The sequence below is a fragment of the Leeuwenhoekiella marinoflava DSM 3653 genome (assembly GCF_900129005.1).
GTDB lineage: Bacteria > Bacteroidota > Bacteroidia > Flavobacteriales > Flavobacteriaceae > Leeuwenhoekiella > Leeuwenhoekiella marinoflava.
In genome coordinates this window covers 23399-49166 of record NZ_FQUN01000017.1, presented here as the reverse complement: position 1 = coordinate 49166, position 25768 = coordinate 23399, and the positions used below count along the sequence as shown (strand labels likewise).

Genomic DNA, 25768 nt, shown 5'->3' with positions numbered 1-25768 from the left:
AATCCACAGTTATTTCCAATTTCATCAATACTCAAATCGCTTTGAACTAGGAGATAAAATCAAAGCTTCAAGATCTATTAAACATTTGTTAAAACTAGTTTAGTTGATTACTAGGACTCAGTAGTTTATTGAATTTTCTTTCAGTATAGCAAAAAAACCACGCAACGCTTTTCTATAAAATACATCTCCTAAAAGAACAAACAATAATTTCAAAATTACATTAAAATGAAAAAATTAGTATTGACATTAGCAATGATTGCAGGCTTAACAAGTTGTAATAACGATGATGATAGCATAATTGACCCACCTGTTGCTGATACAAAAGAGTATACACTGAGTGAAAAAAACGATTCTGGAGTAAGTGGTACCGTAATCTTTACAAAAAATGACGATGGTTCTACTACTGTAGCTTTTGAACTTGAAGGTACAGAGGATGGTAATATGCATCCAGCACATATTCACTTTGGCAATGCGGCAGATGGTGGAGAAATAGCCATTCCACTGGAAGCTGTTGATGGTGAAACCGGAACAAGTACTACTGAGATCACTGAACTTGAAGACGGTACGGAAATCACCTATGAAGAGCTTATTGATTTTGACGGGTATATTAATGTTCATCTGAGTGCGGATGAATTAGAAACAATTGTTGCTCAAACAGATATAGGAGAAAACGCACTAACCGGCGAATCTGAATCCTACGATCTTGCTGAAGCTGATATTGCCGGAGTAAGCGGTACTGCTACCTTTGAAGAACGTGAAAACGGTGAAACTCTGGTTACCATTATGCTTGAAGGTACCGAAGAAGGTAATACACACCCTGCTCATATTCATGCAGGATCTGTAGAAGACGCTCCGGGAGCCATCATTATTACTTTTAATCCAGTGAACGGTTCAACCGGTATAAGTGTTACTAACATAGCAGTAACCGATGATTCTGAGGAAGAAGAAGGGGAAGCAATTACGTATGAAGATCTAATTGATTTTGACGGGTATATCAACGTTCACGAAAGTGAAGATAATCTAGAGACTTTGGCAGCACAAGGAAATATAGGTGCCAACGCTACAGAGGACTAATCAACAAACTGTTTTATTAAACTAAGAGGCTGCTTGAAAAGGCAGCCTCTTTACTTTTATCATAGGTAAAATTACAGATCCTATTCCTTTAATTTATACCCCTGACAGGGGAAGCTTAAAATCAAAATAGACTAACCTTAGTTGAAGCATTTTAAAGTCAAATATTATTCGAGGTACCTTTTAAAGTAACTTCTTTTATCAGGCGCTATGGCAGTACTTTCAGCTGCAATTCTTACCAAATTCGGATTCTTGTTTTTGCTGAAGGCTAACTCAAATAGCTGTGCTACCGTTAAAGTGCTTTTGGGACGGTCTAATAAACTAAATGAATCATTGACCGCTACAAGTCCTTCCTCCAGGATTCGCAAATAAGTACCTCCGAAACCGTAGTCTATAAATTGTTTCATAATTTGCTGATCATCAAATTTATGGGCAAACTTATAGCAGGGTTCTCTATGGTGTGAAACCTACACTAAAGCTTCACCTACTCTATAAACATCCCCAACACAAATATCCCGTTCATCTAAACCGGTTACGGTTAAGTTCTCCCCAAACATCCCCCAGGTCCAATGCAGATTGGGGTATTTATTTTTCCAATACGCATAGTGATCTGATGAATAAATGTAACAGGCCTGATAAATCCCTCCATGATTTTCACGATCTGAAACCTCATCATCTCTAACTTTTTCACTGCCCAAATAAACAGGTTTATCAATAGGTTCTTTAAAAATACCTGTGGATACCTCCTTGCCTTTCCAGATAATTGTAGTAGGTTTTGCTATGTTAATAGAAATAATTTTCATCAAAGCATATATCTTTTAGGACGCTAAGTTTTCTAAACGCTCTGCACGTTCATTTCAATAAACTTACAAATACTAAACTTTAGACAATTTAAGTTTGACCTTTTTTTAGACAATTCCTGTTTTACATTTATAATCAGCAATGAGCCATAAAAAAGTGATACTAACCACTTAAAGTGGATAAACAAACCGCTACAATATCTTCAAACATTTCTTTATCTGCATCAAATTTTACAGTCACTCGCAGACCATTAAGTGAATTGAAAACAAAACGCGCAAGTGAACGCGCAGAATACTTTTTTGTAAAAACGCCCTTCTCCTGCCCTGTTTCAATAACCTTGAACAAAGCTTCTTCGGTGTCATGCATTATGGCATTTGCGATCGTGGCAATTTCTGAGTCCACAGGAGCTAACTCCACCACTGAATTTACTAAGAAACAGCCTTTAGACCCACTATCACACAAGGCTTCCATCTGCACAGATTCAAAAAAAAACCTGATATAAGCTTCCACATCTTCAATATCTGTTTTATTTAGAACAGGGTCAATCTTGTCTTTTCTGTATTGCCGAAGTGCTGTTACAAAGAGGGTATGTTTATCCCCGTAAGTGTCATACAAACTAGAGCGACTTATACCCAGATTATCTACTAAATCCTGTGCTGAAGTTGCATTATATCCTTTTCTCCAAAACAAATTCACTGCTCTATCTAACACTTCCTGCTCATTGATTTTGTGATGAAATGTGGTTGGACTGTGGTTTCAGTGTGGTATCATTATGTTTTTACTTGAAATACCTTCAGTTTCTTTTAACGTAAAAACATTTTCTGTTTGAAAAACACTAATGTATCACAGGCTCTAAATTAGATTCCATTTTTAACATTCAGAAGAGCCCTATATCTAATTTCTGAAATCCCATCTGTTGAGTATAATTTATAATTATATAAAAAACAAGGTGGTTTGTACCTGTCTAAATTCAGCAATCAAATACTGGGTATAAATAGTATTAACCTTAGATAATATTCTATTAATAATAAATGTACAAAATACATTAATTTGAAAAGGGAATTTATCACTTCAACATCCATACAGTGAATTGATAATCAGAAATCTAAGATTCAAACCTCAAAGATAACCGTAGCAATTAAGGTTTTTATCTTGTCATTTAGCTAAGATATCTTCCCTACTACAACGAAGTAGAATTAAAAAAAACGCTTGAAACCCCTATTTACTCACAAATATTAACAGATCATTTTACTAACACACAAATCAACTATCATCTAAAAAAACTTTATGTCTAAACTTTTAATAAACAAAAAATATGAGGAATAATACTCTTAGGTTATACTTTACCAGTTGCGTAATACTGCTTTCATTTACTTTTATGCAAGCGCAAGAAATAACAGTAACAGGAAAAATTGTAGACCAAACAGGAATGCCTTTACCAGGTGTAACTATAAAAATAAAAGATAAAACAAAAGGGACGGTGTCTGATTTTGATGGTCTTTACTCAATCGATGCTGAAAATCAAGATGTTTTGATTTTCTCCTTTTTAGGTTTTGCTAGTCAAAATGTTACAGTTAACGGGCAGACTTCACTAAATATTACGCTCCAAGAAGACGCTTCTGAACTTGAAGAAATTGTAGTAGTAGGTTTTGGTAAAAAAAAGAAAGTTAATTTAACAGGAGCTGTAGCCTCTGTTGACTCAGAAACTTTTAAATCAAGACCTGTACAAAATGCTACTCAAATGCTTCAAGGGGTTGTAGGAGGGTTAAATATTAATCAAAGTAGTGGTGGTAGTTTAGAAAACAGACCCTCTATTAATATACGTGGAACCACAACAATTGGTAGCGGCTCTACAGGAAGTCCTTTAGTTCTTATTGATGGAATGCAAGGAGATATTAATGCTATTAACCCTCAAGATATAGAGAGTGTTTCTGTATTAAAAGATGCCGCATCAGCATCAATTTATGGCTCCAGAGCTGCTTTTGGGGTAATTTTGGTTACTACAAAAAGTGGAAAAAAAGGAGTTCCAAGTGTACAATATAGTACCAATTTTAGAGTAAGCAAGCCCATAAACATGCCGCAAATGATGGATTCTCACACCTTTGCTACCTTCTTTAATGATGCAAATATTAATGGGAATAATGGTCCAATTTTTAGCGAAGAACGTCTTCAAAGAATTAAAGACTATCAAAACGGTATTATTATCGACCCCATCATACCTAATTCAAATAATCCTTCAAGGTGGGCTGATGGTTATGATTTTGGTAATGCAAACGTTAACTGGTACGATGCTATTTATAGAGAACAGTCTTATTCACAAGAACATAACTTTAGTGTACGCGGTGGTGGCGATAGAGTTACGTATTACGTGTCTGGTAACTATCTAGATCAAAATGGTCTGATGGAGTTTAACCGGGATAAATTTAAAAGATATACTACAACCGCAAAAGTAGGTTCTGAACTTACCGATTGGCTTACCCTAAACGTTTCTATGCGATTTATTCGCGAGGATTTCGGGAGACCATCAGCCTTAAATGATAATTTATTTCAAGATTTAGCAAGACAAGGCTGGCCTGTTCTACCTCTTTATGATTCTAACGGTCATCTATATTCTTCTCCTTCCCCAGCACTTGGTTTAAGAGACGGAGGCCGCGATATAAGTCAAAAAGACTGGCTATATCAACAAGCTCAATTTATAATGAAACCTACTAAAGGTTTAGAAGTATTTGCTGAGTTTAATTATAGAATTAGAAATGACTTTAGACATTGGGATGTTTTACAAACCTATAATCATGACGTAAATGGGGATCCTTACCTTTACAATAGAAATTCTAGTGTTTATGAATATGCTTTCCGAGAAAATTATTTCAATACAAATATTTACAGTACTTATAATTTTGATATTGAAGAGAAACACAATTTTAGTGTAACCGCAGGTTTTCAATCAGAACTTAATAAATACAGAAGCCTGAGTGCAAACCGTACAGGAGTTATACTATCATCTTCTCCTGTTCTGGACCTCACATCAGGAGTTGATGCAAATGGAAATATTGTAGCTCCTTCCATAAGTGGAGAATATCAAAACTGGGCTACTGCAGGATATTTTGCCAGATTAAACTACAACTTTAAAGAGCGGTATCTTTTAGAAGCGAACATTCGTTACGATGGTACTTCCCGTTTTCAAAGTGATAAACGCTGGCAGTGGTTTCCTTCAGTTTCCGCTGGCTGGAATATTGCCAAAGAAGAATTCTTTGGAGATTTATCTAATACTATAAGTACATTTAAGTTTAGAGGTTCTTGGGGTGAATTAGGAAACCAGAATACAGATGACTGGTATCCTACCTATTTAACCATGCCAATAGGAACTGCTAACGGGGGATGGCTTGTTAACGGGCAAAGACCTAATACGAGCAGTGCTCCAGGTCTTGTTAGTAAATCGTTAACCTGGGAGAAAGTTCAAAGCTGGAATGCAGGTCTTGATTTTGCGATGTTTAAAAACCGACTCACAGGTTCTTTAGATTATTTTACCCGATATACTATTGATATGGTTGGCCCAGCACCAGAACTTCCAGTTGTATTAGGAACAGGAGTTCCTGTAACAAACAATACCGATTTAAAGACTTACGGTTTTGAACTCAGTCTTTCTTGGAAAGACAGACTGAGCAATGGCCTTGGCTACGGAATAGATCTTTTGCTATCAGACTCTCAAGCTGAAATAACAAGATACCCTAACCAAACTAATAGTTTAAATACATATCGCACAGGTCAAAAAGTTGGAGAAATCTGGGGTTATGAAACCATTGGTATTGCAAAGAGCGATGAAGAAATGCAAGCGCATCTCAATTCTTTACCTAATGGAGGTCAGGATGCATTAGGTAACCAATGGGCGGCAGGTGACATTATGTACAAAGATCTTGATGGAGATGGAAAAATAGATTCTGGCTCTTGGACTTCAGATGCTCCCGGAGATCGAAAAGTTATAGGGAATAACACATCCCGGTATCCATTTGCAATTACGCTAAATGCAGATTGGAAAGGGTTTGATTTCAGAGCTTTCTTTCAAGGAGTTTTAAAACGTGATTACTTTCAGGGAAGCTATTACTTCTGGGGAGTTTCAGACTCTCAATGGTGGTCTACAGGATTTGTTCAGCATGAAGACTATTTTAGGGCTGATGAAAATCATCCTTTAGGTCAAAATATAGATTCGTATTACCCAAGACCCTTGTTTAATACCAAAAATAAACAAGAACAATCTGGGTATTTACAGAATGCTTCCTACATAAGACTTAAAAATGTACAATTGGGATATACAATACCTTCTAGTGCTTATGAAAGTTTAGGTATCAACAGCTTTAGAATTTATGTTGCCGGTGAAAACTTATGGACGGAAACTGCGCTTTCAAAAATCTTTGATCCAGAGACAATAGGAGGCGGCACTGACGGTAATGGCAATGTTTATCCACTTTCCACAACCTTTGCTTTTGGCTTAAATATTAATTTTTAAAAATAATACGATGAGAAGATATATAAATATTTTAATACTATTTTCACTGTTTATTTTAACGGTAAGTTGTAGTGACGATTTCTTAGACAGGCCACCTGAGTCTCAAATTATTCCTGAAGATTATCTCTTTGAAGAATCCCAACTCGGAGCATATACCATAAATCTTTACGGAATACTACCTTCACACGGAAACTGGAGTTTCGGCACATTTGGTATTGACACTGATACCGATAATATGGCCGATTTAAGTTATGATAATAAATATGTTCCGGGCCAATGGAGAGTTCCCCAAACAGATGGCAGCTGGAGTTTTACGAATATTTATAACATCAACTATTTCTTAAATACGGTTTTGACGCGTTGGAAAAATGGAGAGATAACTGGAAGTGAAAACTTAATTGAGCACTATATTGGTGAAGCTTACTTTTTTAGAGCATATGAGTACTTTAATAAAGTACAAGCTTTAGGAGATTTTCCAATCGTGAAAAAAAACTATGCAGATGATAAAGAAGTTTTAATAGAAGCCAGTAAACGAAACCCAAGATCTGAAGTAGTTCGCTTTATACTTTCAGATTTAGATTCTGCCTCAGCGATGATGGCAAGCAGCTCTCCTGATGCTAATAAAAATAGATTATCTAAATATTCGGCACTTTTAATAAAATCTAGAGTAGCTCTTTATGAGGCTTCATGGCTTAAGAATTTTAAAGGAACAGCATTTGTACCGAATGGAACAGGATGGCCTGGTGCTGAAAAAAGCTACAACCAAGGGTGGCAATATGAAGCAGGAAATATTGATGCAGAGATTGACTGGCTCTTAGAACAGGCTATGGAAGCTTCAGAAGAAGTTGCAGAAGCATTTTCATTAACTCCAAATAACGGGGTGTTACAGCAGACTGTGACTGATTCCCAAAATCCATACTTTGATATGTTTAGTGATACCGACATGTCTGGATATAATGAAGTGTTGCTTTGGAGAGATTATGACCAAGGACTTGGAGTTGTTCATAATGTTCCTGTGGAAGCCATGCGCGGTAATGCTACTGTGGGGCTAACCAAAGGCTTGGTTGATTCTTTTGTGATGGCAAATGGACTCCCAATCTATGCCTCTGGTTCGGGTTATAGTGGTGATGATTATATTTCAGATGTACGAGTCAATAGAGATGGTAGATTATGGTTATTTCTTAAAGAGCCAGATCAAATCAACGTTTTATACAATTTACAAGCTGGTACCCATGTAACTCCTGTTGAGCCAATACCTGAAATCATAAATCGTATTTATTCTACCGGTTATACCATTAGGAAAGGTTTGAATTATGATGGAGCACAAGCTAATAATGGACAAGGATATACAGGAAGTATTGTTTTTAGAGCTACAGAGGCGTATTTAAATTACATTGAAGCATCGTATTTAAAAACAGGAAGTATTAACGGTACCGCCGCTTCCTATTGGAGAGAGATCAGACAACGCGCAGGTGTAGATACTGACTTTAATAAAACTATTGCTGCAACATCCATGAGTATTGAAGCTGAAGGTGATTGGGGAGCTTATACAGCTGGCCAACTGATTGATCCTACATTGTACAATATAAGAAGGGAGCGTAGAAATGAACTCTTTGCTGAAGGTTTACGTTGGATGGATTTAAAAAGGTGGAGAGCTATGGATCAGCTGATGACTCAGAAATATCATGTTGAAGGCTTTAAATTATGGGGTCCAATGCAAAACTGGTATGACAGTAATGAGTTAACTTATGAAGTAAGTACTGCAACTGTATCCGCTCCAAGTCGAAGCGAATATTTACGTCCTTATGAAAAGACCGGAGGAGAGCTCGTCTACGACGGCTATAGCTGGGCAATGGCTCACTATCTAGATCCTATTGCCATACAGCACTTTTTAATTACTGCTGAAGGTTCAGATTTAAACAGCTCCCCTATTTATCAAAACCCGGGATGGGCATTAAAAGCTAATGAAGGAGCCCAACCGGTTAATTAATCTTTTTTTTCAAATCCCTTTTAACAAAGGGATTTGTTTTTTATTCTATTTGTAAGTGTTGATTTATAACTGAATAATTTTGATCTCAAATCAATTATTTAACTGCTGAAGGCGTACCTGCCTCCTCACCGATCTGTACATTTTTAAATCGTACTCCTTCAGTATGTTTTAACGTAAGTGCATTCTTGGCTTTATAAATACTTATATTTTCTAAAAAAACATCAAAAATGGGTTTTTCAGGATAACCCTCAAGCACAATACCAAAATTTTCTACTTCGTCAAATTTTAAATTCATCAGGGTGATATTAGAAATTTTAGAGATATGATCTCCATTTCCTTCTCCATGATAATTTGCAGTCATAAAGACGGCATCTTCAACTGTTTTAAAAGCCAGATCACTAATATGAATATTTTTAATATAACCGCCCCGATCAGAATTCGTTTTAAAATAAATACCCCGTTTTAAATAGCCCCAGGCTTCAGAATCGCTAACATAAACATCTTTAACACCGGCAGACATTTCACTACCTATAACCAATGCATGTAAACCTTTAAATTTACAATTACGAACGACTATTTTTTGAGAAGGAGTCACTGCGTTTGCCCTTCCTTCGGTATCTCTACCGGCTTTTATAGCGATATTATCATCGCTATTATTAAAGGTTACATTTTGAATCAGTACTTTGCTAGCGTATTCCAGATCAATACCGTCATTATTTTTATTTTGAGAATCATACGATATTCCGTCAATCGTAATATCTGTTGAGCGCAACAGATGCACACACCAAAATGGCGAATTTTCAAATTTTACACCTTCAATCAATATCTTTTTAGAATCAAAGAATTGAACCAACTGTGGTCTTAAATAATGCCCTTTTCCAAATTTACGCGCAGTAACCGGAGTTTGATTGTGATTCAGTTCCCGAGTTTTCAGCTTATCGGGATTTTCTTTGTCTTTAAATGCAGCCCAGTTTCCATTGCCATTTCCATTTACGACACCGCTTCCGGTAATGGCTATATTTTCTGCTTGATTGGCATAAATCAACGGACTGTAATTGTAAAGAAAAGTTCCTTCCCAACTCGTTGGAACTAATGGATAAAAATCAGGATTATCACTAAAGTTTAAAACTGCTCCTTCTTCAAGATGAAGATTGATGTTGCTTTTTAAATAAATAGGTCCTTTGACTAGGTAATTCCCTTGAGGAACAGTCAAAACCCCTCCTCCCTTACCAGATAGTTTTCTTATAGCTTTATCAAATGCAGGTTTTGCATCAGTTTGCAAACGTAATTTACTTGCAAAATCGGTCAATCGTACTTTATAGTTTGGGATTTGAGGCAGCTCAATTTGTTTTACGATTTCTTCTACAGCTTTAACATTACCAGCTATATCTTGACCAAAAATCTGTATACTTAAAATAAAAGCAAACAAGAAGCAACCTGCGGATTTGCAGACCTGCTTTTTCATTAAATTCAGCATAATTATAGAATTGATTTTTTAAAAATACCCAAACAAACTGAAGTAGCGAAATCGATTGTATAAATATTTTTAAGCTATCCGTGTTCTTTTCGACTAACCCGATAACTTTTAAAACAGTTAATTATGCTTCAGTTGCAAATCACGAATATAGATGACTATAAAATTCTTACCGAACGTGTAAAAGAATTACTTATTCCTTCTGAAGTGCTTGTAGTTTCAGCTTTGTCAAAACCTACGCTGATAGATGGCGAGCATACAACTGAAGGCTTAGAAGCCATAAATAAATATTTGGACGATCTCGAGAAATTCACAAAACAATGGTATGCGTGTCGCTGTGATATGTTTCCGTAAGGAATACAGTTAAAACGTATTTTTTACATTTAATTCTTATACTTTTAAGGCGTTTATTTTATGCAAAAGCCTTAATATGTTTACACGAATTTTATTTTCCCTTTTGATCAGTTGTTCTTTTTCGCTATTTGCACAGCAAACCAGAACTGTCACAGAATTACACGACGGTTGGAAATTTCATAAAGGCGAAGCCGAAGAAGCACAAGCTGAAAATTTTAACGACACGAAGTGGGAGCAAGTAACTGTTCCTCACGATTGGGCTATTTACGGTCCTTTTGATAAGGAAATAGACAAACAAACGGTCGCTATCACACAAAATGGTGAGAAAATACCAACTGAAAAAACAGGTCGTACAGGATCACTTCCGTTTACCGGTACAGGATGGTATCGCACTACTTTTGAAATCCCCGAATTTGAAGTTGGCAAAAAAGTCATCTTGCTTTTTGAAGGCGCTATGAGCAAACCACAGGTTTACCTCAACGGTGAAAAAGTAGGTGAATGGGCTTATGGTTATGCGTATTTCTATTTTGACATTAGTGAAAAACTCAGATCAGGGGAAAATACGCTTGCTGTCAAATTGCACAACGAAGAATTCTCCTCCCGCTGGTATCCCGGTGCCGGACTTTACCGTAATGTGAGCCTTATTGTAAAAAATCAGGAGAGCATCAATCAATGGGGAACTTTTATAACCACGCCTATTGCCAATGAAGAAGTAGCCAAGGTGAATATAAAAACTGATTTTTCCGGTGAACACTTGCGTTTGATTACTCGTATTTATGATAAAAATAAAAAGCAAATCGCACAATTAGAATCTGCTGAAAGTTTCAACAATCAATTTGATCAAAATATAAAAATAGAGACTCCAAACCTATGGAGTCCTGAAACGCCTTATTTATACACGGCGGTTTCTCAGTTGTATTCAGGAGATATTTTAAAAGATGAAGTAACAACGAAATTCGGAATTCGTTCCATTTCGTATTCCGCAGAAAACGGATTTCAACTCAATGGTAAAACCCGAAAATTCAAAGGGGTTTGTCTGCATCACGATCTGGGTCCGTTAGGAACTGCCGTAAATAAATCGGCTTTACGCCGCCAGATGAACATATTAAAAGATCTGGGTTGCGATGCTATTAGAAGTGCGCATAATATGCCTTCTTTTGAGCAGCTTGAACTTGCCGATGAAATGGGTTTTCTATTTTTGGCTGAAAGTTTTGACGAGTGGAAAAAGCCAAAAGTAAAAAACGGATACAATCGGTTTTTTGATGAATATGCAGAACAAGATGTGGTGAATTTGGTTAGAGCTACACGCAATCATCCTTCAATAGTGATGTGGAGTGCGGGCAACGAAGTACCGGATCAGTACGGAAGCGAAGGTGTAAAACGTGCAAAATGGCTGCAGGAAATCTTCCACAGAGAAGATCCTACGCGTCCTGTTACTGTAGGTATGGATCAGGTAAAAGCAACGATGGAATCTGGTTTTGGAGCAATTCTAGACATTCCAGGTCTAAATTATCGGGTACATTTATACAAGGAAGCTTATGAGAAATTTCCGCAAGGATTTATTCTGGGTTCAGAGACTGCATCAACAGTAAGCTCTCGGGGTGTTTATAAATTTCCGGCAGAAAAAGCGAGTATGAAAGAATATCCTGATTTTCAGAGTTCTTCTTATGATCTGGAGTACTGCAGTTGGTCAAACCTACCCGAAGATGATTTTATACTTCAGGATGACAAACCATGGGTTATTGGTGAGTTTGTCTGGACGGGTTTTGATTATCTTGGTGAACCTACACCCTATGATACCAGCTGGCCATCGCGCAGTTCGTATTTTGGAATGGTTGATTTAGCAGGAATTCCTAAAGATCGCTACTATTTATATCGAAGCCGATGGAATACGGAAGAGGAAACGCTACATATTTTACCCCATTGGAACTGGGAAGGTCGCGAGGGCAAAAAAACTCCGGTGTTCGTTTACACAAGTTATGACAGCGCAGAATTATTTGTAAACGGAAAAAGTCAGGGAATTCAAAAGAAAAAAGACTCTACACCTCAAACCCGTTACCGCTTGATGTGGAATGACGTGGTTTATGAACCGGGAACATTAAAAGTGATTGCATTAGATCAAGCAGGGAATCCTGTTGCTCAAAAAGAGGTTAAAACCGCCGGAAAACCATACGCTCTAAAACTTGATGCAGATCGAACTACTCTAAAAGCAGACGGCAAAGATTTATCATTTATCACGGTTTCTGTGGTTGACAAAAATGGAAATCCTTGTCCTACAGCAACTAATCAGTTAAATTTTAAAGTAACCGGTGCAGGGAGTTATCGCGCTGCTTGTAATGGAGATGCCACTTCATTAGAAATTTTTCACAAACCAACGATGCACTTGTTTAGCGGTAAGCTAGTTGTTCTGGTACAAAGTGATGAAGAGGCAGGCTCTATTAATTTAAAAGTAAGTGGAAACGGATTGAAAAATCAATCAATTGATCTGCAAGCAAAATAAACACTAGTCTTTTTTAAACGAAATTCTAAATTCTGTTCCTTCTTCCGGATTACTTGTGATGTCTAGTTTAGCTTCATTGAGTTCTAAAAATTGCTTGACCATCATAAGACCTAAGCCGGTGCCGGTTTCCATTGCAGTGCCTAGTTTTGATAGAATTTGCTCTTGTGAGCGCTTTAACTCTTCTAACTTTCCTTTAGAGATTCCGGTACCCTGATCGATAATAATGAGATTTACATAATCCTCTTCTATTTCATACTTTATAAAAATATATTTCCCTTTATGGGTAAATTTTAAGGCATTCGAAATCAAATTATGTAGTATGACAGATAAGTGCCCCGCATCTACTTTAATTTTTGGGATAAAATCTGGTTCGTCAACTTCTATTTTAATGTCTTTAAAGTTTGCTGCAGCTCTGTATATTTCTAATACATTTAATACAGCAGACGGTAAATCTACAGCTATAGGATTAACCAGTACACCATCTAGTTGCGAATGAGACCACTGAAGTAAATTATCAATCATCATCAGAGTTCCGTCAACTTGTTTTTTGAGTTCATCATTTAAATACTTAGTATCTTTAGAACTAATCATTTTTGCATCAGACATTGTTAATAACTGCTGAATGGATAATATAGGTGATCTCAAATCATGAGAAATTATTGCAAAAAGCTTGTCTTTATTAGTATTGAGCTTATCTAAAGCTATATTGCGTTTTAAAATAATCTCATGATTACGCTGAATAAGTTCGCTTTTGTGACGTAATTCTTCAGTAAATACCTCTTTTTGTCGTGAATTTTTCCATAATAAAAACAGTACTAAGAGAAGTAAACCTGTTAATAAAATAAGGCCAAAAAGCTGCAAACGCGTTTGTACTAACTCGTTTTCTTTTAAGATAACTTCAGAATTGAGTCGTTTATTTTCTAACTCTTTTTCTGCGAGTTGCATAATATTAACTTGTTGTGCAGTTTTTATATCGTAAAGCGAATCACGGTATTTTTGATTTATTTTAAGCTGCGCGTAGGCTTTCTTCAAGTTTTTCTGTGCGGCATATACTTCGGCTAGTATTGCTGTATTTCGTTCTAAATCCCATAATGATTCTGATCTCTGTGCATATACTATAGACTGTAAAGCACTTTTTTCTGCACGATTACTATCTCCTAATTTTAAATAGGTTTGTGCGAGCCCTGCATAAGCATATGATTTCTCCCAGCTGTTAGCATCAGCACTATCTTTTAAGATGTTTTGATGAAATGCTAATGCTCTTTTATAATTACCATTTTGAAATGCAACTTCCCCGGCTTTATTATAGTAGTGATGTTTTATTCCTGTCAAGTCATATTTCTGCGCAACTTTAAATGCTTTATCAAGAACTTCTTCAGCATTCTTGTAATCCTTTAATTCTAAATAGGAAATTCCTTGATTAATATATACTGCCCCCGTGAGTTCTGGACTTTCTATCTTCTCATAAATATTCAAGACTTGATCAAATACCTCAAGTGCCTCTTTATGGCGATCTATTGCCTGAATCACTAATCCCTGACCGATTAATGATTTAGCGATACCTACTTCTTTTTTAATTGCTCTGAATATAACTAGCGCATCCAGAAAATGCGAGAGCGACTCATCATATTTACCTTTTATATAATAAATCCATCCAAAAGCGTATAAAACTTCTCCGGTAAGTAAGCTATCATTAATAGTGATTGATGAGCTATATGCAAGCTTAAGTGATTTTAGAGCTCCCGGAAAGTCCTCATAAGCCAACTCTTTTGAATCCTCTATTTGCTGTTTGATATGGTTAACATCTGCATCTTGCTGCAAGAAGTTTGCTGAAAGGCTGTACTTGAAGCAGAATACACTGAAGAAAAAAACAATAAGATACTTCCGTTTAAACATTCTAAGCTCTTTCAGTAATTATTGTATTGACAGCGAATTAAATAAAAAATCTTTAATTAAAGGTTCTACAAATTAAAAATTAATTGGATAAAACCTTATTTTGTAACTTTATAAAAAAGAAGAGCATATGAATACATCACCTCGCTTAGAAAACGCTATAAGCAAGCTCTACACAGCTTTTCACAGCGGTTCACTCAATCCTGAATGCTGTAAAAGTTGCGCTGTGGGGAACATTCTAGACAACACAGATACATGGAAACACCTTACTGAAGGTCACGGTTCATTAAAACTCACCTACGTAGGAAAAGTAAATGAAGCACTTGGTAGAAAAATAAATGGTTATACACCCGCAGAGCTGCTTCAGATTGAAGCTGCATTTCTTGGAGGTTGTGGCTATTCTCTTCCTTTATCTCACAAAACCAATCGGCTGGTTGACCGCAATTCTAGAGAAGTTATGTTCAACGGGATGTGCGAAGCGGTTGCCGTACTTTGCAAGTTAGATGGCGTCTCCAATGTGATGGATTATTCTAAATTGTTTGAGTTTGAAAACAACCAGCCTGTAAACGAATTGGTGTATACGTATTAAAATAATAATTACTTAATTAAGTTCTGCAAAGAACTTTTATCTTTGATTTGGCTTTAGGGGTATTCTAAATTTTAGAATTGAGACAGTCCCTTTGAACCTGTTTGGCTGACACCAGCGTAGGGAAAAGTAACACTATTTCACTTCCTTTTTAGAGGAACTCTTTAGCCGTATAATTTAAAAAATACTCAATGAAAGAGTCACTCTATACACATATAGAAACAGTTAGAAAACAAGCACCTCTAGTGCAAAACATCACCAATTATGTCGTGATGAATAATACTGCTAATGCTTTATTGGCCATTGGCGCCTCACCCATCATGGCACACGCGCATCCTGAAATGGCAGCGATGCAAAAAATCTGCAATGCACTCGTTATCAATATTGGTACATTAGATGAATATTGGGTAGAATCTATGCGTATCGCAGCTACAGAAGCCAACCACAATAACAAACCTTGGGTTCTGGATCCTGTAGGTGCGGGAGCGACTCCTTATCGTGATGAGGTTTTAAGCAGACTTATTGAACTGAAACCGACTGCTATTCGCGGAAATGCTTCAGAAATACAGGCATTGGCTAAGCTGAATAAAACCCAAACCAAAGGTGTAGATAGTACTTCGGCTAGCTCAGAAGCTGTGCAGGCAGGACAAATTCTAAATAAAACATACGGAGCACTAGTTGTAATTTCAGGAGAAACTGACATCATTATTGACGGAGATCAGCTGATAAAAATCGATAATGGAAATGCTTTAATGACAAAAATTACCGGAATGGGCTGTTCGGCAACCGCAATTCTTGCAGCTTTTATTGGCGTAATACCTAACAAAACAGAGGCTGCGGTTGCTGCTACAGCCTTGATGAGTATTTGTGGAGAATTGGCAGCTCAAACCAGTAACGGTCCCGGTAGTCTCCAGGTAAATATTCTAGATATGCTGCATTCGATTACAGAAAAACAGTTTCAGGAAACCTTAAAAATTTCAATTTAAATGAAAGTAAAGTCTTTTCCTTATCGCCTATACCTTGTGATTTCTGAAGAAGCTTGCACCAAGCATAACTTTCTAAAAGTAGCTGAAGAAGCCATAAAAGGCGGGGTTGATCTAATTCAGCTTCGAGAAAAAAAGGACTCAACTTCACAGTTTCTAAATAAAGCGGTTGAACTTAAAAAAGTCTTAGACCGGTATCGGGTTCCGTTGATAATTAATGATAATCTCGAGATTGCTATAAAAAGTGGAGCAGCAGGAATTCACGTTGGCAATACAGACTTACCTCCTACTGAAATTAAAAAGCAGTGGCCGCAATGCGAAATTCTGGGTTATTCTGTTGAGTATCTAGAACAGCTGTATAATGAGCAAACCTATACTTCAGATTATTTAGGAATTAGTCCGGTTTACAATACCGATACTAAAACGGATACCATAACAACCTGGGGAATAAACGGAGTTCAGGAAATACGTTCAAAAACAAAAAAACCGCTTGTTGCAATAGGAAATATGAAAGCGTCAAATGCCCAAAAAATTGTAGAAGCTGGTGCAGATTGTATCGCTGTGGTTTCGGCTATTTGTTCAGCTTCCAACCCGTTTAAAGCTGCTCAATTACTTAAGCAGGAAATTGACCAGGGAATTAAAAACAGAGCTGCAGCACTTAAATTTTAATTTATGAGTATTTACGAATATCCATCTGTTTTAAGCATTGCAGGTTTTGATGGAAGCGGTGGTGCCGGGATTCAGGCAGACCTTAAGACCATATCTGCATTGGGCTGCTATGCAACAACAGTACTTACGGCTCTTCCGGTTCAAAACACACAGGGCGTTCAATCTATTTTTTCAATTCCTACCGATGTTGTTTCAGAACAGCTGAATTCTATTTTTGACGATATTATTCCTTACGCAGTAAAAATAGGAATGGTTCATACGCCGCAGTTGGTAGCAACTATTGCTGAAAAATTAAAGAAGTATCAAAATATTCCGATTGTTTTTGACCCAGTAATGGTTGCCACAAGCGGACATAAACTGATTGAAAACCCTACCATTAAAAAGCTGATTGACGATTTATTCCCGCTAGCATCGGTCATCACACCTAATATGGATGAAGCCGCAATTCTTGCTGAAATGCAAGTCGAAAATTTAGATGATATGCGCGAAGCCGGCCATAAGATTATGGAGTTAGGTTGTAAATCTGTTCTACTGAAAGGCGGACATTTAAAAACAGACGTACTCACGTCTCTTTATTTTGACACAGCTGGAAACATTCACGAGTTTGAGTTTGAAAAATTTGAAACCCAAAATATGCACGGTTCAGGATGCACACTTTCATCTGCAATTACTTCGTATATCGCTCAAGGAAACTCTTTATTAGAAGCCGTAACGCTCGGGCAAGATTACGTACATCAAGCTATTTTTCATTCAAAAGATGTCAAAATAGGAAAAGGCAGCGGACCGTTAAATCACTTTTTTAATCCTCAAAAGCTTATCAAAAATGAAATGGAGTGAAACCACCTGGGAGCGCATCAAACCCATTTATTCTGAAATTTTAAACATGCCGTTTATAACAAAACTAACTGACGGCAGTCTTCCGATGGAGCAATTTCAATACTACATAAGGCAAGATTCTGCCTATCTTGAAAACTTTGGAAGAGCATTATCACTCATTGCTGCACGTGCTCACGAAGTTGAAGACATACTGAGCTTTAGCCGTTTTGCCGAAGGTGCTATAGTGGTAGAAAATGCGTTGCACGAATCGTTTTTTAAAAAATATAATATTGAGAAGAATACCCAAATAAGTCCGGTAACGCATCATTATACTCATTACTTAAAAAGTACTGCGGCTCTTGATCAGGTAGAGATTGCGATGGCAGCAGTACTCCCCTGCTTCTGGATTTATAAAGCTGTTGGAGATGTGATCTATAACAATCAAAATAATCTGGAAAATCCTTATAAAAAATGGATTGAAACCTATTCTGGAGAAGAATTTGGAATTTTAGTTGAGCAAGCTATTACTATCTGTGATCGGGTAGCGGCAACGTGTACTACTGTGCAACGAGAACGTATGCACGAAGCTTTTTACACGGCAACTAAACTCGAATTTATGTTTTGGGACAGTGCTTCAAACCTAAGCAAATGGTCGTTTTAATTTTTTAAACGTTAAAATAACATTAATTCCGAAAAAATCTGTCACGCTTGCAAAGTACTATCGTCTTTAGGATAGTTACAATTGACAAGATGTTTTCATTTATTTATTTGGATTAGCCGCCTTCAATAGTGAAACAATTCCACGTTAATTATATACATCAAAATCCCTGAGAATAGCTCAGGGATTTTTCTTTTTAAGAATATTCCAACTCTCTTTGTATCTCACAGAAATTATGATTTCGATAATTAGACTTAAGAACCATATTTCATCAAAACAAATAATTGCAACAACTAATAAATAACAGTATTATATTTTAACTATTATTTAGTATTTTAAAGAAAACCACACGTCTTGTTGATTTCGTAAATATTGGTGAATGGAACAAAAGATTTATCAGAAAATTCTAATCAAATCAATATTTTATGAAAACAAATTTTACAAAAATTAGCATTTTCACAATGTTGCTATTCATAGCAACCGCTTGTAATAATGACGATGACAGCACAGTGGTAGTGGTAGAACCTACCTGTAATGATGGTATTATGAACGGTGATGAAACCGGCGTAGATTGCGGAGGTTCTTGCGGTCCTTGCGAAGTAATCTCTAACCCAGGCAGACGTGCAGATCTTTATGTTACTAACAATACTGACGGTAATATTTTTAAATACAGCATTTCAGGGGATTCTCTAGTAACTTACACTACTTCTTCAACAGCAGCTGAAGGTATTCATTATGATGCTGAGTCAGATCTTTTAGTTCAAGCTTCACGCTCGGGTTTAATGCTAGACGCTTATGCCGGCACAAGTACGCTAGGAAACGCAACTATTAATACTTCTTTTAGCACATTTGCAGATTTAAACAGTCCGCGTGAATTAGCTGTAAGTGGTGATTACTATGTTGTATCTGATAATGGAGAAAACAAGTTTTTTGTTTATTATAAAACGGGAACCAGTTTTTCTCTCTATTATACAATTGAAATACCATTTCAGTTGTGGGGTATTACCTTTAAAGGAAATGATCTTTACGCTGTGGTTGATAACTCTAGTGATTTAGCAGTATTTTCAAACTTCATAGCAAATGCTATAGACGGTACTATGATGCCTTCTAAGCGTGTTACTATTGAAGGTATTGTGAGAACTCACGGACTAACTTATAGTGGATCTGATGATGTAATGATCATGACTGACATAGGTGCAGCATCTAATGCTACAGACGACGGTGGTTTCCACGTAATTAATGACTTTTCTACAAAATTTGATGCACTTTCTGATGGTGATGTACTGCCTGTAAGTATGCAAACACGTGTTGCAGGTTCTTCTACATTGATGGGGAATCCTATAGATGTAGCTTATGATTCTGAAACTGGTGCTATTTATATCGCTGAAGTAGGCAACGGAAAAGTTCTTGGGTTTAGTGATATAGGCGACGGAGGAAACTTAACACCTTCTTTTAATATGGATCTCCCTACTGCTTCTTCTATTTATTTTTCTAGTGAAGAAACAGATGACAATACAGGTATGTCTTCGATGAACCAAACTACACGTTTGTATACCACATCTACTAATAATGGCAATATTACTGTGTATGATGGTACAGGTGCACTTTTAAAGACTGTGGCATCAAGTTCTGCTTCTAGTGAAGGTATTTACTATAATGCTTTAAGCGACGCCTTATTACTAGGCTCTAGATCTGAAGGTGAAATTCAATATTATAGTGACTTTATGTCTGTGATGAATGGAGGAATTGCTACTGCAGCTTTTGCAGGTGATTTAGCTACTTCAAGTACACGTGAAATCGCTGTTTACGGCAACAAAGTCGTTGTAGCAGACAATCCTGCAAACATGTTCTACGTGTATTCTTATACAGGAAGTGCTTTTACTTTAGAAAATACTTTTGATCCCGGATTTGAAGTATGGGGAATCACTTTTAAAGGTGATGATTTATTAGCTGTAGTAGATAATACTAGTGATCTTGCCATATTTGAAAACTTCTTTACAAATGCTATGGACGGAAGTATCACTCCTACAAAACGAGTATCTATTGCCGGGATAACCAGAACACACGGAATTACATATAGCGCTTCAGATGATGTTTTAGTAATGACTGATATAGGTCTTGCTGCAGGTGGAGCAATAGATGGCGGTATTAATGTAATACAAGATTTCAGTAGTGTAATTGAAGCTACTACAGATGGCGGAACGATAGGTCTTACTGATCAAAATATCATTGAAGGAATAAGCACTTTAATGAATAACCCTATTGATGTAGCATATGATCATAAAACAAAAACAGTATTTGTTTCAGATATTGCAACAGGAGCTGTTTTAGGATTTAGCAATGCCCTTACTACAAGTGGTAATGTTGCTCCTGATATAAACAATACACTTACTTCAGCATCCTCGCTGTATCTCTATAATAATTAAGTCTTTGATCTCTGATCATTTTAAAAGACCTCTTCCTGAGGTCTTTTTTTATATAAAATTTTCTAGAAAAGAATATAGCAGTAATAACCATCCAGAAGCCAAAAAGAAGCCACCCAATGGTGTTACAGGGCCAAGCAGCCTCAACTTTTTACCAAATGCTCCGGTTAGACATAATCCATAAATGGAGAATGAAAACAAAAAAGTACCAACTATAAAGCAAATAATAATAGTCTGATCTAATGTGCTAGTAAAACCTAAATTGAAACTGAGAACCAAAAGCACAATAGCGTGATACATCTGGTATTTTATCCCGGTTTCAAAACTTGCCATTTGCTCTGGCGTGAATTTTTTCTTTAAAGCGTGGGCTCCAAAGGCTCCTAGGAGGATACCCAAAAAACCATAAAGTGCCGCGAATACCTGACTCAGTAAAATAACCTGCATAGATTGTTTAATTAGCATGAGGCACAAAGCTACAACTTAGAAATGCTAAAACCTTTCCCTAGTTTATTAGTATTACTCATTTAAAGAGACGTTATAATTTTTCTAATACTGAGTTTTTATATTTATTTTCAGCTTAAATACTATATCTTCAAAAAATGAATCTAAAAAAATATATTCAAGACATTCCTGATTTCCCAAAGCCAGGAATAATCTTTAAAGATATCAATCCGTTACTCGCTAACCCTGAAGCAACTGCACAGACAATCAATTTATTTGCTAAAGGTTTGCATGGTTTTAATGCTACAAAAATTGTGGGAATAGAAAGTCGTGGTTTTCTGTTAGGAATTCTACTGGCTCAAAAAATGGGATTGGGTTTTGTACCCATTCGAAAACCGGGAAAACTACCGGGAAAAATCGTAAAACAAACGTATGCTCTAGAATACGGTGAAGATTCAATAGAGATTCAAGAAAATAGTATTGCTGAAGGAGATCTTGTAATCGTACATGATGATGTTTTAGCTACCGGTGGTACTGCTGCTGCTGCTTGTAAATTGGTTGAAGATTGTGGAGGCACTGTGGTGCAGTGCAACTTTTTAATGGAATTGGATTTTCTTGAAGGTCGTAAAAAACTCGAAAACTATGCACTGCATAGCTTGGTACATTACTAGTCTAAAGCGTTTTTAGTAACCCATAGTTTATACCCAAAAAGTGCCAATTGTAATTTGCTAGCTTTTGCCAAATCTACTTCCTTTTTAGTTAAGCTGGGTAATATCTTTTTATTGACTTTAGCTAATGCTCTAAAAAAACTTTTTTTCATAATTACGAGTCTGCTAATTTATACATCTCATTTTGGTATCCTCTCAAATTTAAGGTTTTAACACGATTCTGCGCGCGCTTACAGAAGGTGTTAAGACTAATTTGTGATTATCCAAAAATTGTCTCGATGATTGTTAAAATTAATGTGACCATAATTGTGATTTTTGATTGTTAATAATTATTTGATTACAATTACGGGAGTAAAAACCAGTCCTACAAGCTTTTAGTTAACTATTAATGAATTTGAATACAGAATTGTAAGTAAAAAGATGAGTTATAACAAATATTAAAACTTCAAACCCTTCAGTACAGTTATTAAATCAAATCAAAAAACAATTTTTTAATAAAAAACTGCAATCTTCATAGGCTCTTTTTGGATGGTTTTGCTAAACTGTAGACGAATTTAAACCTAAAAAGCGTTCAAATTTGAGTTTTCATCTTTTTTGACAGCCCCTAACGAAAGCTTCTGAATATTTTATCTTGATAATTGAGAACAAAAAATCCGCTGTAAAAATAATTTACAGCGGATTTTTCAGTTCTGATTCATGAATGTATCTAATTATCTTCTCTTTTCTTAGTCGTTATTTCTATAGCCCCTTCTGTGTCTTCTTTCCAATAGTCTTTATACTTCTTAGTGTGTTTTTTATCTTTTAGAACATTAATAGACTCTATGTCTTCGGGATTAATAACTTTCAATTTGTATTCATATTCATTAACAACCTTCCCATCTATCACGAATAAAATTTTAGACTCCTCAAGTTTTCTAATTCTAGAATTTGGGTAATTAGAAGCACTAATAAAGCCTTTTTGACTAAAAACACTATCAGCTTCCATTTTCAACATTTCCGCTTTGCGTAATTCCATTTCTGCCTGACGTTCTTGCATTCTGGATTGCATTTCAGCCTTACGCAACTCCATTTCTATCATACGCTCTTTCATCTTAGCTGTTATTCCAGTAGAATCATTGTGTCTATTCTTTAGTTCTCCTCTATGCACCATCATTTCGGCTTTACGCGCTTCCATTTCTTGAATGCGTTCTTGCATCTCCTGCTCTCTTTCTTGCAATTCTGCGGCGCTCAATTTTGAACTTTGAACAATTGTATTATGGCCGGATACTACACCAAATGTTCCATCGGCGGTTCGATAAACTACAATACTTGTTAAGGCTTTATCATTTGTATTATAAGTTGCGGAAGCTTTGTTTCCGGTCTCACGATCTTTGATGGAGATTAAAATTTGAGTAATCTCCCCATTGCTGTTATACTTCAACTTAGAGAAATCCATTTCTATATTATAATCTGTGTCTAACTCTTTTACAAGTTGCTCAATATCCCCTTTTGTCATTTTAGGAGTAATAACTTTTTTAAAAGGTTTTGGTGAAACTTGTTTTGTTTTCGCTACAGATTGTTTGGGTTTATCCTCTATAATTTCAGAAAGATTTGTTTTGTTTTGTTTTTCAGTTTGAGAAGGTGATACGATTAAAGCATTTTCTGATTCTTCTACTTCAGAAGCTGAAAGCGGTTCTTCTTTAAACTTCACTTCTTCTTTTACATTGAAACTCCACATAAATACACCGAGTATGGGTACGATAAGGAGAATCTTCCACTTTCTAGATTCGCTTGATGATTGCTTGTTTAACATAACTATTCGTTTTTTGATGAATGATTGATAAAAGGAATGGGCGAGTGCCGGCACCAGTTTTGGCGCAGCAACTTTTACCAGTGCAAGCTGGTAATTTTTTCTGTTCTCTATTTGACTGGCCGTGGTCGCATCTGCAAGATATTCCAGATTTTGTACTACTGCACTTTTATACAACCACGCCAGTGGATTAAACCACTGCATAATGAGAACAAACTGAACCAAAAACATATCGAGACTGTGTCGTTGACTAGCATGCGCCTGCTCATGTAAAATGATCATTTCTAACTCTTCTTCGCTATGCGCCTGCGTATCTAGTACGATATAATTGAAGAATGAAAATGGAGCATCTAAACCGTCTATCTGTACAAAATGATAGCCATTGCTGGTTTGTTGCCGGGTATTCTTTAAAAAAGAAAAGATCTGAATCAGTTTTCTACTGAAAAGAAAAAGCATAACAGCGACTCCAATTGAATACACAAAAACACCAAGCTGCCAAAAATTGAAACCCTCATCACTAACAATTGAAGCCTGAGCTTGAAGCAACAATTCTTCAGGAATATCAAAATCTACAACAGGCATCTCTTTATAAACCGTTCTCGTTAAAACCAATACCGGCGCGATGAGAGCAGTGAAAATTCCTATTAATAAGAACTGCCTGTTTGTTTTAAAGAAGGTCTCGTTTTTTAACAATGCAACATAAGCCATAAAAAACAGGCTTAGAATTGCAGCACTTTTAAATATGTAAATCAATACAGCCATCTTAATTTTTCTTTTCGATAATTTCTAATATTTCGCGCAACTCATCTGCGGTTATTTTTTCCTCTTTAGCAAAGAAAGAAACCATGTTTTTATACGAACTATCAAAGAACCTTCTGGTCGCTTCATTCCAAAATTTCTTACCATAAGCCTCTCTGCTCACAATAGGAAAATACTGATGCGTTTTACCAAAAGCTTGGTGACCTACATAACCCTTTTCTTCTAGATTGCGTACAATTGTAGAAACTGTATTATAATGCAGATTTTCATCTTCCAAATCCGCTTGCACTTCTTTTACAAAAGCCTTTTCAAGCTTCCAGATTACGTGCATGATTTCTTCTTCCTTATTGGTTAACTTTTCCATATTATATTTTATAAAGGGCTGAATCTAAAAGCAATTATTTTTTTGATTAATGAATTCAAAACTTATTCAAGTACTAACATTCTAATTATTAGCTTACAACAAACATAAAACGAAAAAATTAGTTATACAACTATTTTTGTAGTTTTTATTTTAACTAATAATTTTCGGGTTACTATATTATCCTTTATATTAACTAAGAGAACCGCATATTTTGCGCTATTTTTACAAAAACAGCTTAACCTTTGGACATTCTTGAAAATTTTAGGATACTCGATTTAGTCGATATTTTATTAGTTGCTACCCTACTCTATTACCTGTACAAACTGGTAAAAGGGACTGTGGCAATTAATATTTTTCTGGGAATTTGTATTATCTGGGTCATCTGGAAAATCACACAATTGCTTCGAATGGAAATGCTAAGTACCATCTTAGGGCAATTCATCGGAGCAGGAATGTTTGCCTTAATTGTGGTTTTTCAGCAAGAAATCAGAAAGTTTCTACTGATGATTGGTTCTACAAATATTGGTAGAAAAACAGGTTTTCTTAAACATATAAAATTCCTTCAGGACGAAGCAAAAGATAATTCTGATACTAAAGTTGAAGAAATAATTGATGCCTGCGAAAAAATGGGACAAACACGTACCGGAGCATTAATTGTTATACAACGCACTACACATCTTGACTTTGTTAAACAAACGGGAGATGAAATGAGTATTGAAGTGAACCGCCCTATTCTTGAAAGTATTTTCTTTAAAAACTCGACCCTTCACGACGGTGCAGCAATAATTGAAGATAACCGAATCGTTGCTACACGTGCTATTTTACCAGTTTCTAATGAGCGAAATATTCCCTTGCGTTTTGGACTACGTCACAGAGCTGCTCTAGGTATTACTGAAAAAACAGATGCGGTCGCACTTGTGGTAAGTGAAGAAACCGGAAACATCAGTTATTTAAAAGATGGTGAATTTGTACTCTTTAAAAACTTAGCAGAACTTATTGAGATTTTAAGAAAAGATCTCAGCTAA

20 protein-coding genes, 1 pseudogene and 1 riboswitch are annotated in these 25768 nt (G+C 36.1%); of the genes and pseudogenes, 13 read left to right on the top strand and 8 right to left on the bottom strand.

Annotated features, from left to right (window positions below; translation table 11 throughout):
• The first annotated feature begins 225 nt into the window (after positions 1-225).
• Positions 226-1074, top strand: a complete 849-nt coding sequence (locus tag BUB91_RS15360; RefSeq protein ID WP_073100164.1) for a CHRD domain-containing protein — start codon at positions 226-228, stop codon at positions 1072-1074.
• A gap of 164 nt (positions 1075-1238) precedes the next feature.
• Here BUB91_RS15360 and BUB91_RS15355 read toward each other — a convergent pair.
• Both BUB91_RS15355 and BUB91_RS15350 read right to left on the bottom strand, forming a co-directional pair.
• Positions 1239-1874, bottom strand: a pseudogene (locus BUB91_RS15355) (MOSC domain-containing protein).
• A gap of 160 nt (positions 1875-2034) precedes the next feature.
• Positions 2035-2583 (bottom strand): TetR/AcrR family transcriptional regulator, encoded by a 549-nt coding sequence (locus tag BUB91_RS15350; protein ID WP_206635276.1) that lies wholly within the window; start codon positions 2581-2583, stop codon positions 2035-2037.
• Between the two features lie 667 nt (positions 2584-3250).
• Between BUB91_RS15350 and BUB91_RS15345 the strand changes: the two genes are divergently transcribed.
• Together BUB91_RS15345 and BUB91_RS15340 are read left to right on the top strand one after the other, a co-directional pair.
• Positions 3251-6376, top strand: coding sequence for a SusC/RagA family TonB-linked outer membrane protein (locus tag BUB91_RS15345; protein ID WP_073100162.1), 3126 nt, complete (start codon positions 3251-3253; stop codon positions 6374-6376).
• Positions 6377-6386: 10 nt separating this feature from the next.
• A complete protein-coding gene (locus BUB91_RS15340; protein ID WP_073100161.1) occupies positions 6387-8366 on the top strand; it encodes a RagB/SusD family nutrient uptake outer membrane protein in 1980 nt (659 codons plus the stop codon).
• A 94-nt stretch (positions 8367-8460) separates the two neighbouring features.
• Here the strand turns inward: BUB91_RS15340 and BUB91_RS15335 are convergent, their stop codons facing one another.
• Positions 8461-9843 carry a glycoside hydrolase family 28 protein gene (locus tag BUB91_RS15335; protein WP_083557964.1) on the bottom strand — a complete coding sequence of 461 codons (1383 nt, stop codon included), beginning with the start codon at positions 9841-9843 and terminating at the stop codon, positions 8461-8463.
• A 123-nt stretch (positions 9844-9966) separates the two neighbouring features.
• Here BUB91_RS15335 and BUB91_RS15330 point away from each other — a divergent pair, with 123 nt between their 5' ends.
• The gene (locus BUB91_RS15330) at positions 9967-10194 is read left to right on the top strand and encodes a hypothetical protein (protein ID WP_073100160.1); all 228 of its coding nucleotides are present in this window, start codon (positions 9967-9969) and stop codon (positions 10192-10194) included.
• Between the two features lie 76 nt (positions 10195-10270).
• Entirely contained in the window at positions 10271-12694 is a 2424-nt protein-coding gene (locus tag BUB91_RS15325; RefSeq protein ID WP_073100159.1) for a glycoside hydrolase family 2 TIM barrel-domain containing protein, read from the top strand.
• Positions 12695-12697: 3 nt separating this feature from the next.
• Here BUB91_RS15325 and BUB91_RS15320 read toward each other — a convergent pair whose 3' ends face one another.
• Complete coding sequence (locus BUB91_RS15320; protein ID WP_073100158.1) at positions 12698-14590, bottom strand: tetratricopeptide repeat-containing sensor histidine kinase; 1893 nt, start codon at positions 14588-14590, stop codon at positions 12698-12700.
• A gap of 127 nt (positions 14591-14717) precedes the next feature.
• On the opposite strand from BUB91_RS15320, the gene BUB91_RS15315 reads away from it, so the two are divergent.
• The 6 genes from BUB91_RS15315 to BUB91_RS15290 all read left to right on the top strand — a co-directional run bounded on the left by BUB91_RS15315 (position 14718) and on the right by BUB91_RS15290 (position 20725).
• A complete protein-coding gene (locus BUB91_RS15315; RefSeq protein ID WP_073100157.1) occupies positions 14718-15176 on the top strand; it encodes a Na(+)-translocating NADH-quinone reductase subunit F in 459 nt (152 codons plus the stop codon).
• Between the two features lie 45 nt (positions 15177-15221).
• A riboswitch (TPP riboswitch) is annotated at positions 15222-15316 on the top strand.
• 48 nt (positions 15317-15364) lie between these two features.
• On the top strand, positions 15365-16159 hold the full coding sequence (gene thiM / locus BUB91_RS15310) for a hydroxyethylthiazole kinase (protein WP_073100156.1): 795 nt from the start codon (positions 15365-15367) through the stop codon (positions 16157-16159).
• The gene (thiE, locus tag BUB91_RS15305) at positions 16160-16825 is read left to right on the top strand and encodes a thiamine phosphate synthase (protein WP_073100155.1); all 666 of its coding nucleotides are present in this window, start codon (positions 16160-16162) and stop codon (positions 16823-16825) included. It abuts the gene before it with no gap.
• A 3-nt stretch (positions 16826-16828) separates the two neighbouring features.
• Positions 16829-17662 (top strand): bifunctional hydroxymethylpyrimidine kinase/phosphomethylpyrimidine kinase, encoded by an 834-nt coding sequence (gene thiD / locus BUB91_RS15300; protein ID WP_073100154.1) that lies wholly within the window; start codon positions 16829-16831, stop codon positions 17660-17662.
• Positions 17649-18302, top strand: coding sequence for a thiaminase II (tenA, locus tag BUB91_RS15295; RefSeq protein WP_073100153.1), 654 nt, complete (start codon positions 17649-17651; stop codon positions 18300-18302). Before thiD ends, tenA begins: the two co-directional genes overlap by 14 nt.
• Positions 18303-18724: 422 nt before the next feature.
• A complete protein-coding gene (locus BUB91_RS15290) occupies positions 18725-20725 on the top strand; it encodes an autotransporter outer membrane beta-barrel domain-containing protein (RefSeq protein ID WP_073100152.1) in 2001 nt (666 codons plus the stop codon).
• A 48-nt stretch (positions 20726-20773) separates the two neighbouring features.
• Here the strand turns inward: BUB91_RS15290 and BUB91_RS15285 are convergent, their stop codons facing one another.
• Positions 20774-21166: a DUF423 domain-containing protein gene (locus BUB91_RS15285; protein ID WP_073100151.1), complete on the bottom strand. Its 393-nt coding sequence runs from the start codon at positions 21164-21166 to the stop codon at positions 20774-20776.
• A 155-nt stretch (positions 21167-21321) separates the two neighbouring features.
• Here BUB91_RS15285 and BUB91_RS15280 point away from each other — a divergent pair, with 155 nt between their 5' ends.
• Positions 21322-21834, top strand: coding sequence for an adenine phosphoribosyltransferase (locus BUB91_RS15280; RefSeq protein ID WP_073100150.1), 513 nt, complete (start codon positions 21322-21324; stop codon positions 21832-21834).
• On the opposite strand, the gene BUB91_RS15275 is transcribed toward BUB91_RS15280, so the two are convergent.
• From BUB91_RS15275 to BUB91_RS15265, 3 genes are all read right to left on the bottom strand, one after another.
• Entirely contained in the window at positions 21831-21983 is a 153-nt protein-coding gene (locus tag BUB91_RS15275) for an SsrA-binding protein (protein ID WP_073100149.1), read from the bottom strand. The genes BUB91_RS15280 and BUB91_RS15275 overlap by 4 nt on opposite strands.
• Before the next feature lie 554 nt (positions 21984-22537).
• Positions 22538-24382 (bottom strand): M56 family metallopeptidase, encoded by a 1845-nt coding sequence (locus BUB91_RS15270; protein ID WP_073100148.1) that lies wholly within the window; start codon positions 24380-24382, stop codon positions 22538-22540.
• A 1-nt stretch (position 24383) separates the two neighbouring features.
• Positions 24384-24743, bottom strand: a complete 360-nt coding sequence (locus BUB91_RS15265) for a BlaI/MecI/CopY family transcriptional regulator (protein ID WP_073100147.1) — start codon at positions 24741-24743, stop codon at positions 24384-24386.
• A 242-nt stretch (positions 24744-24985) separates the two neighbouring features.
• Between BUB91_RS15265 and cdaA the strand changes: the two genes are divergently transcribed.
• Complete coding sequence (gene cdaA, locus BUB91_RS15260; protein WP_073100146.1) at positions 24986-25768, top strand: diadenylate cyclase CdaA; 783 nt, start codon at positions 24986-24988, stop codon at positions 25766-25768.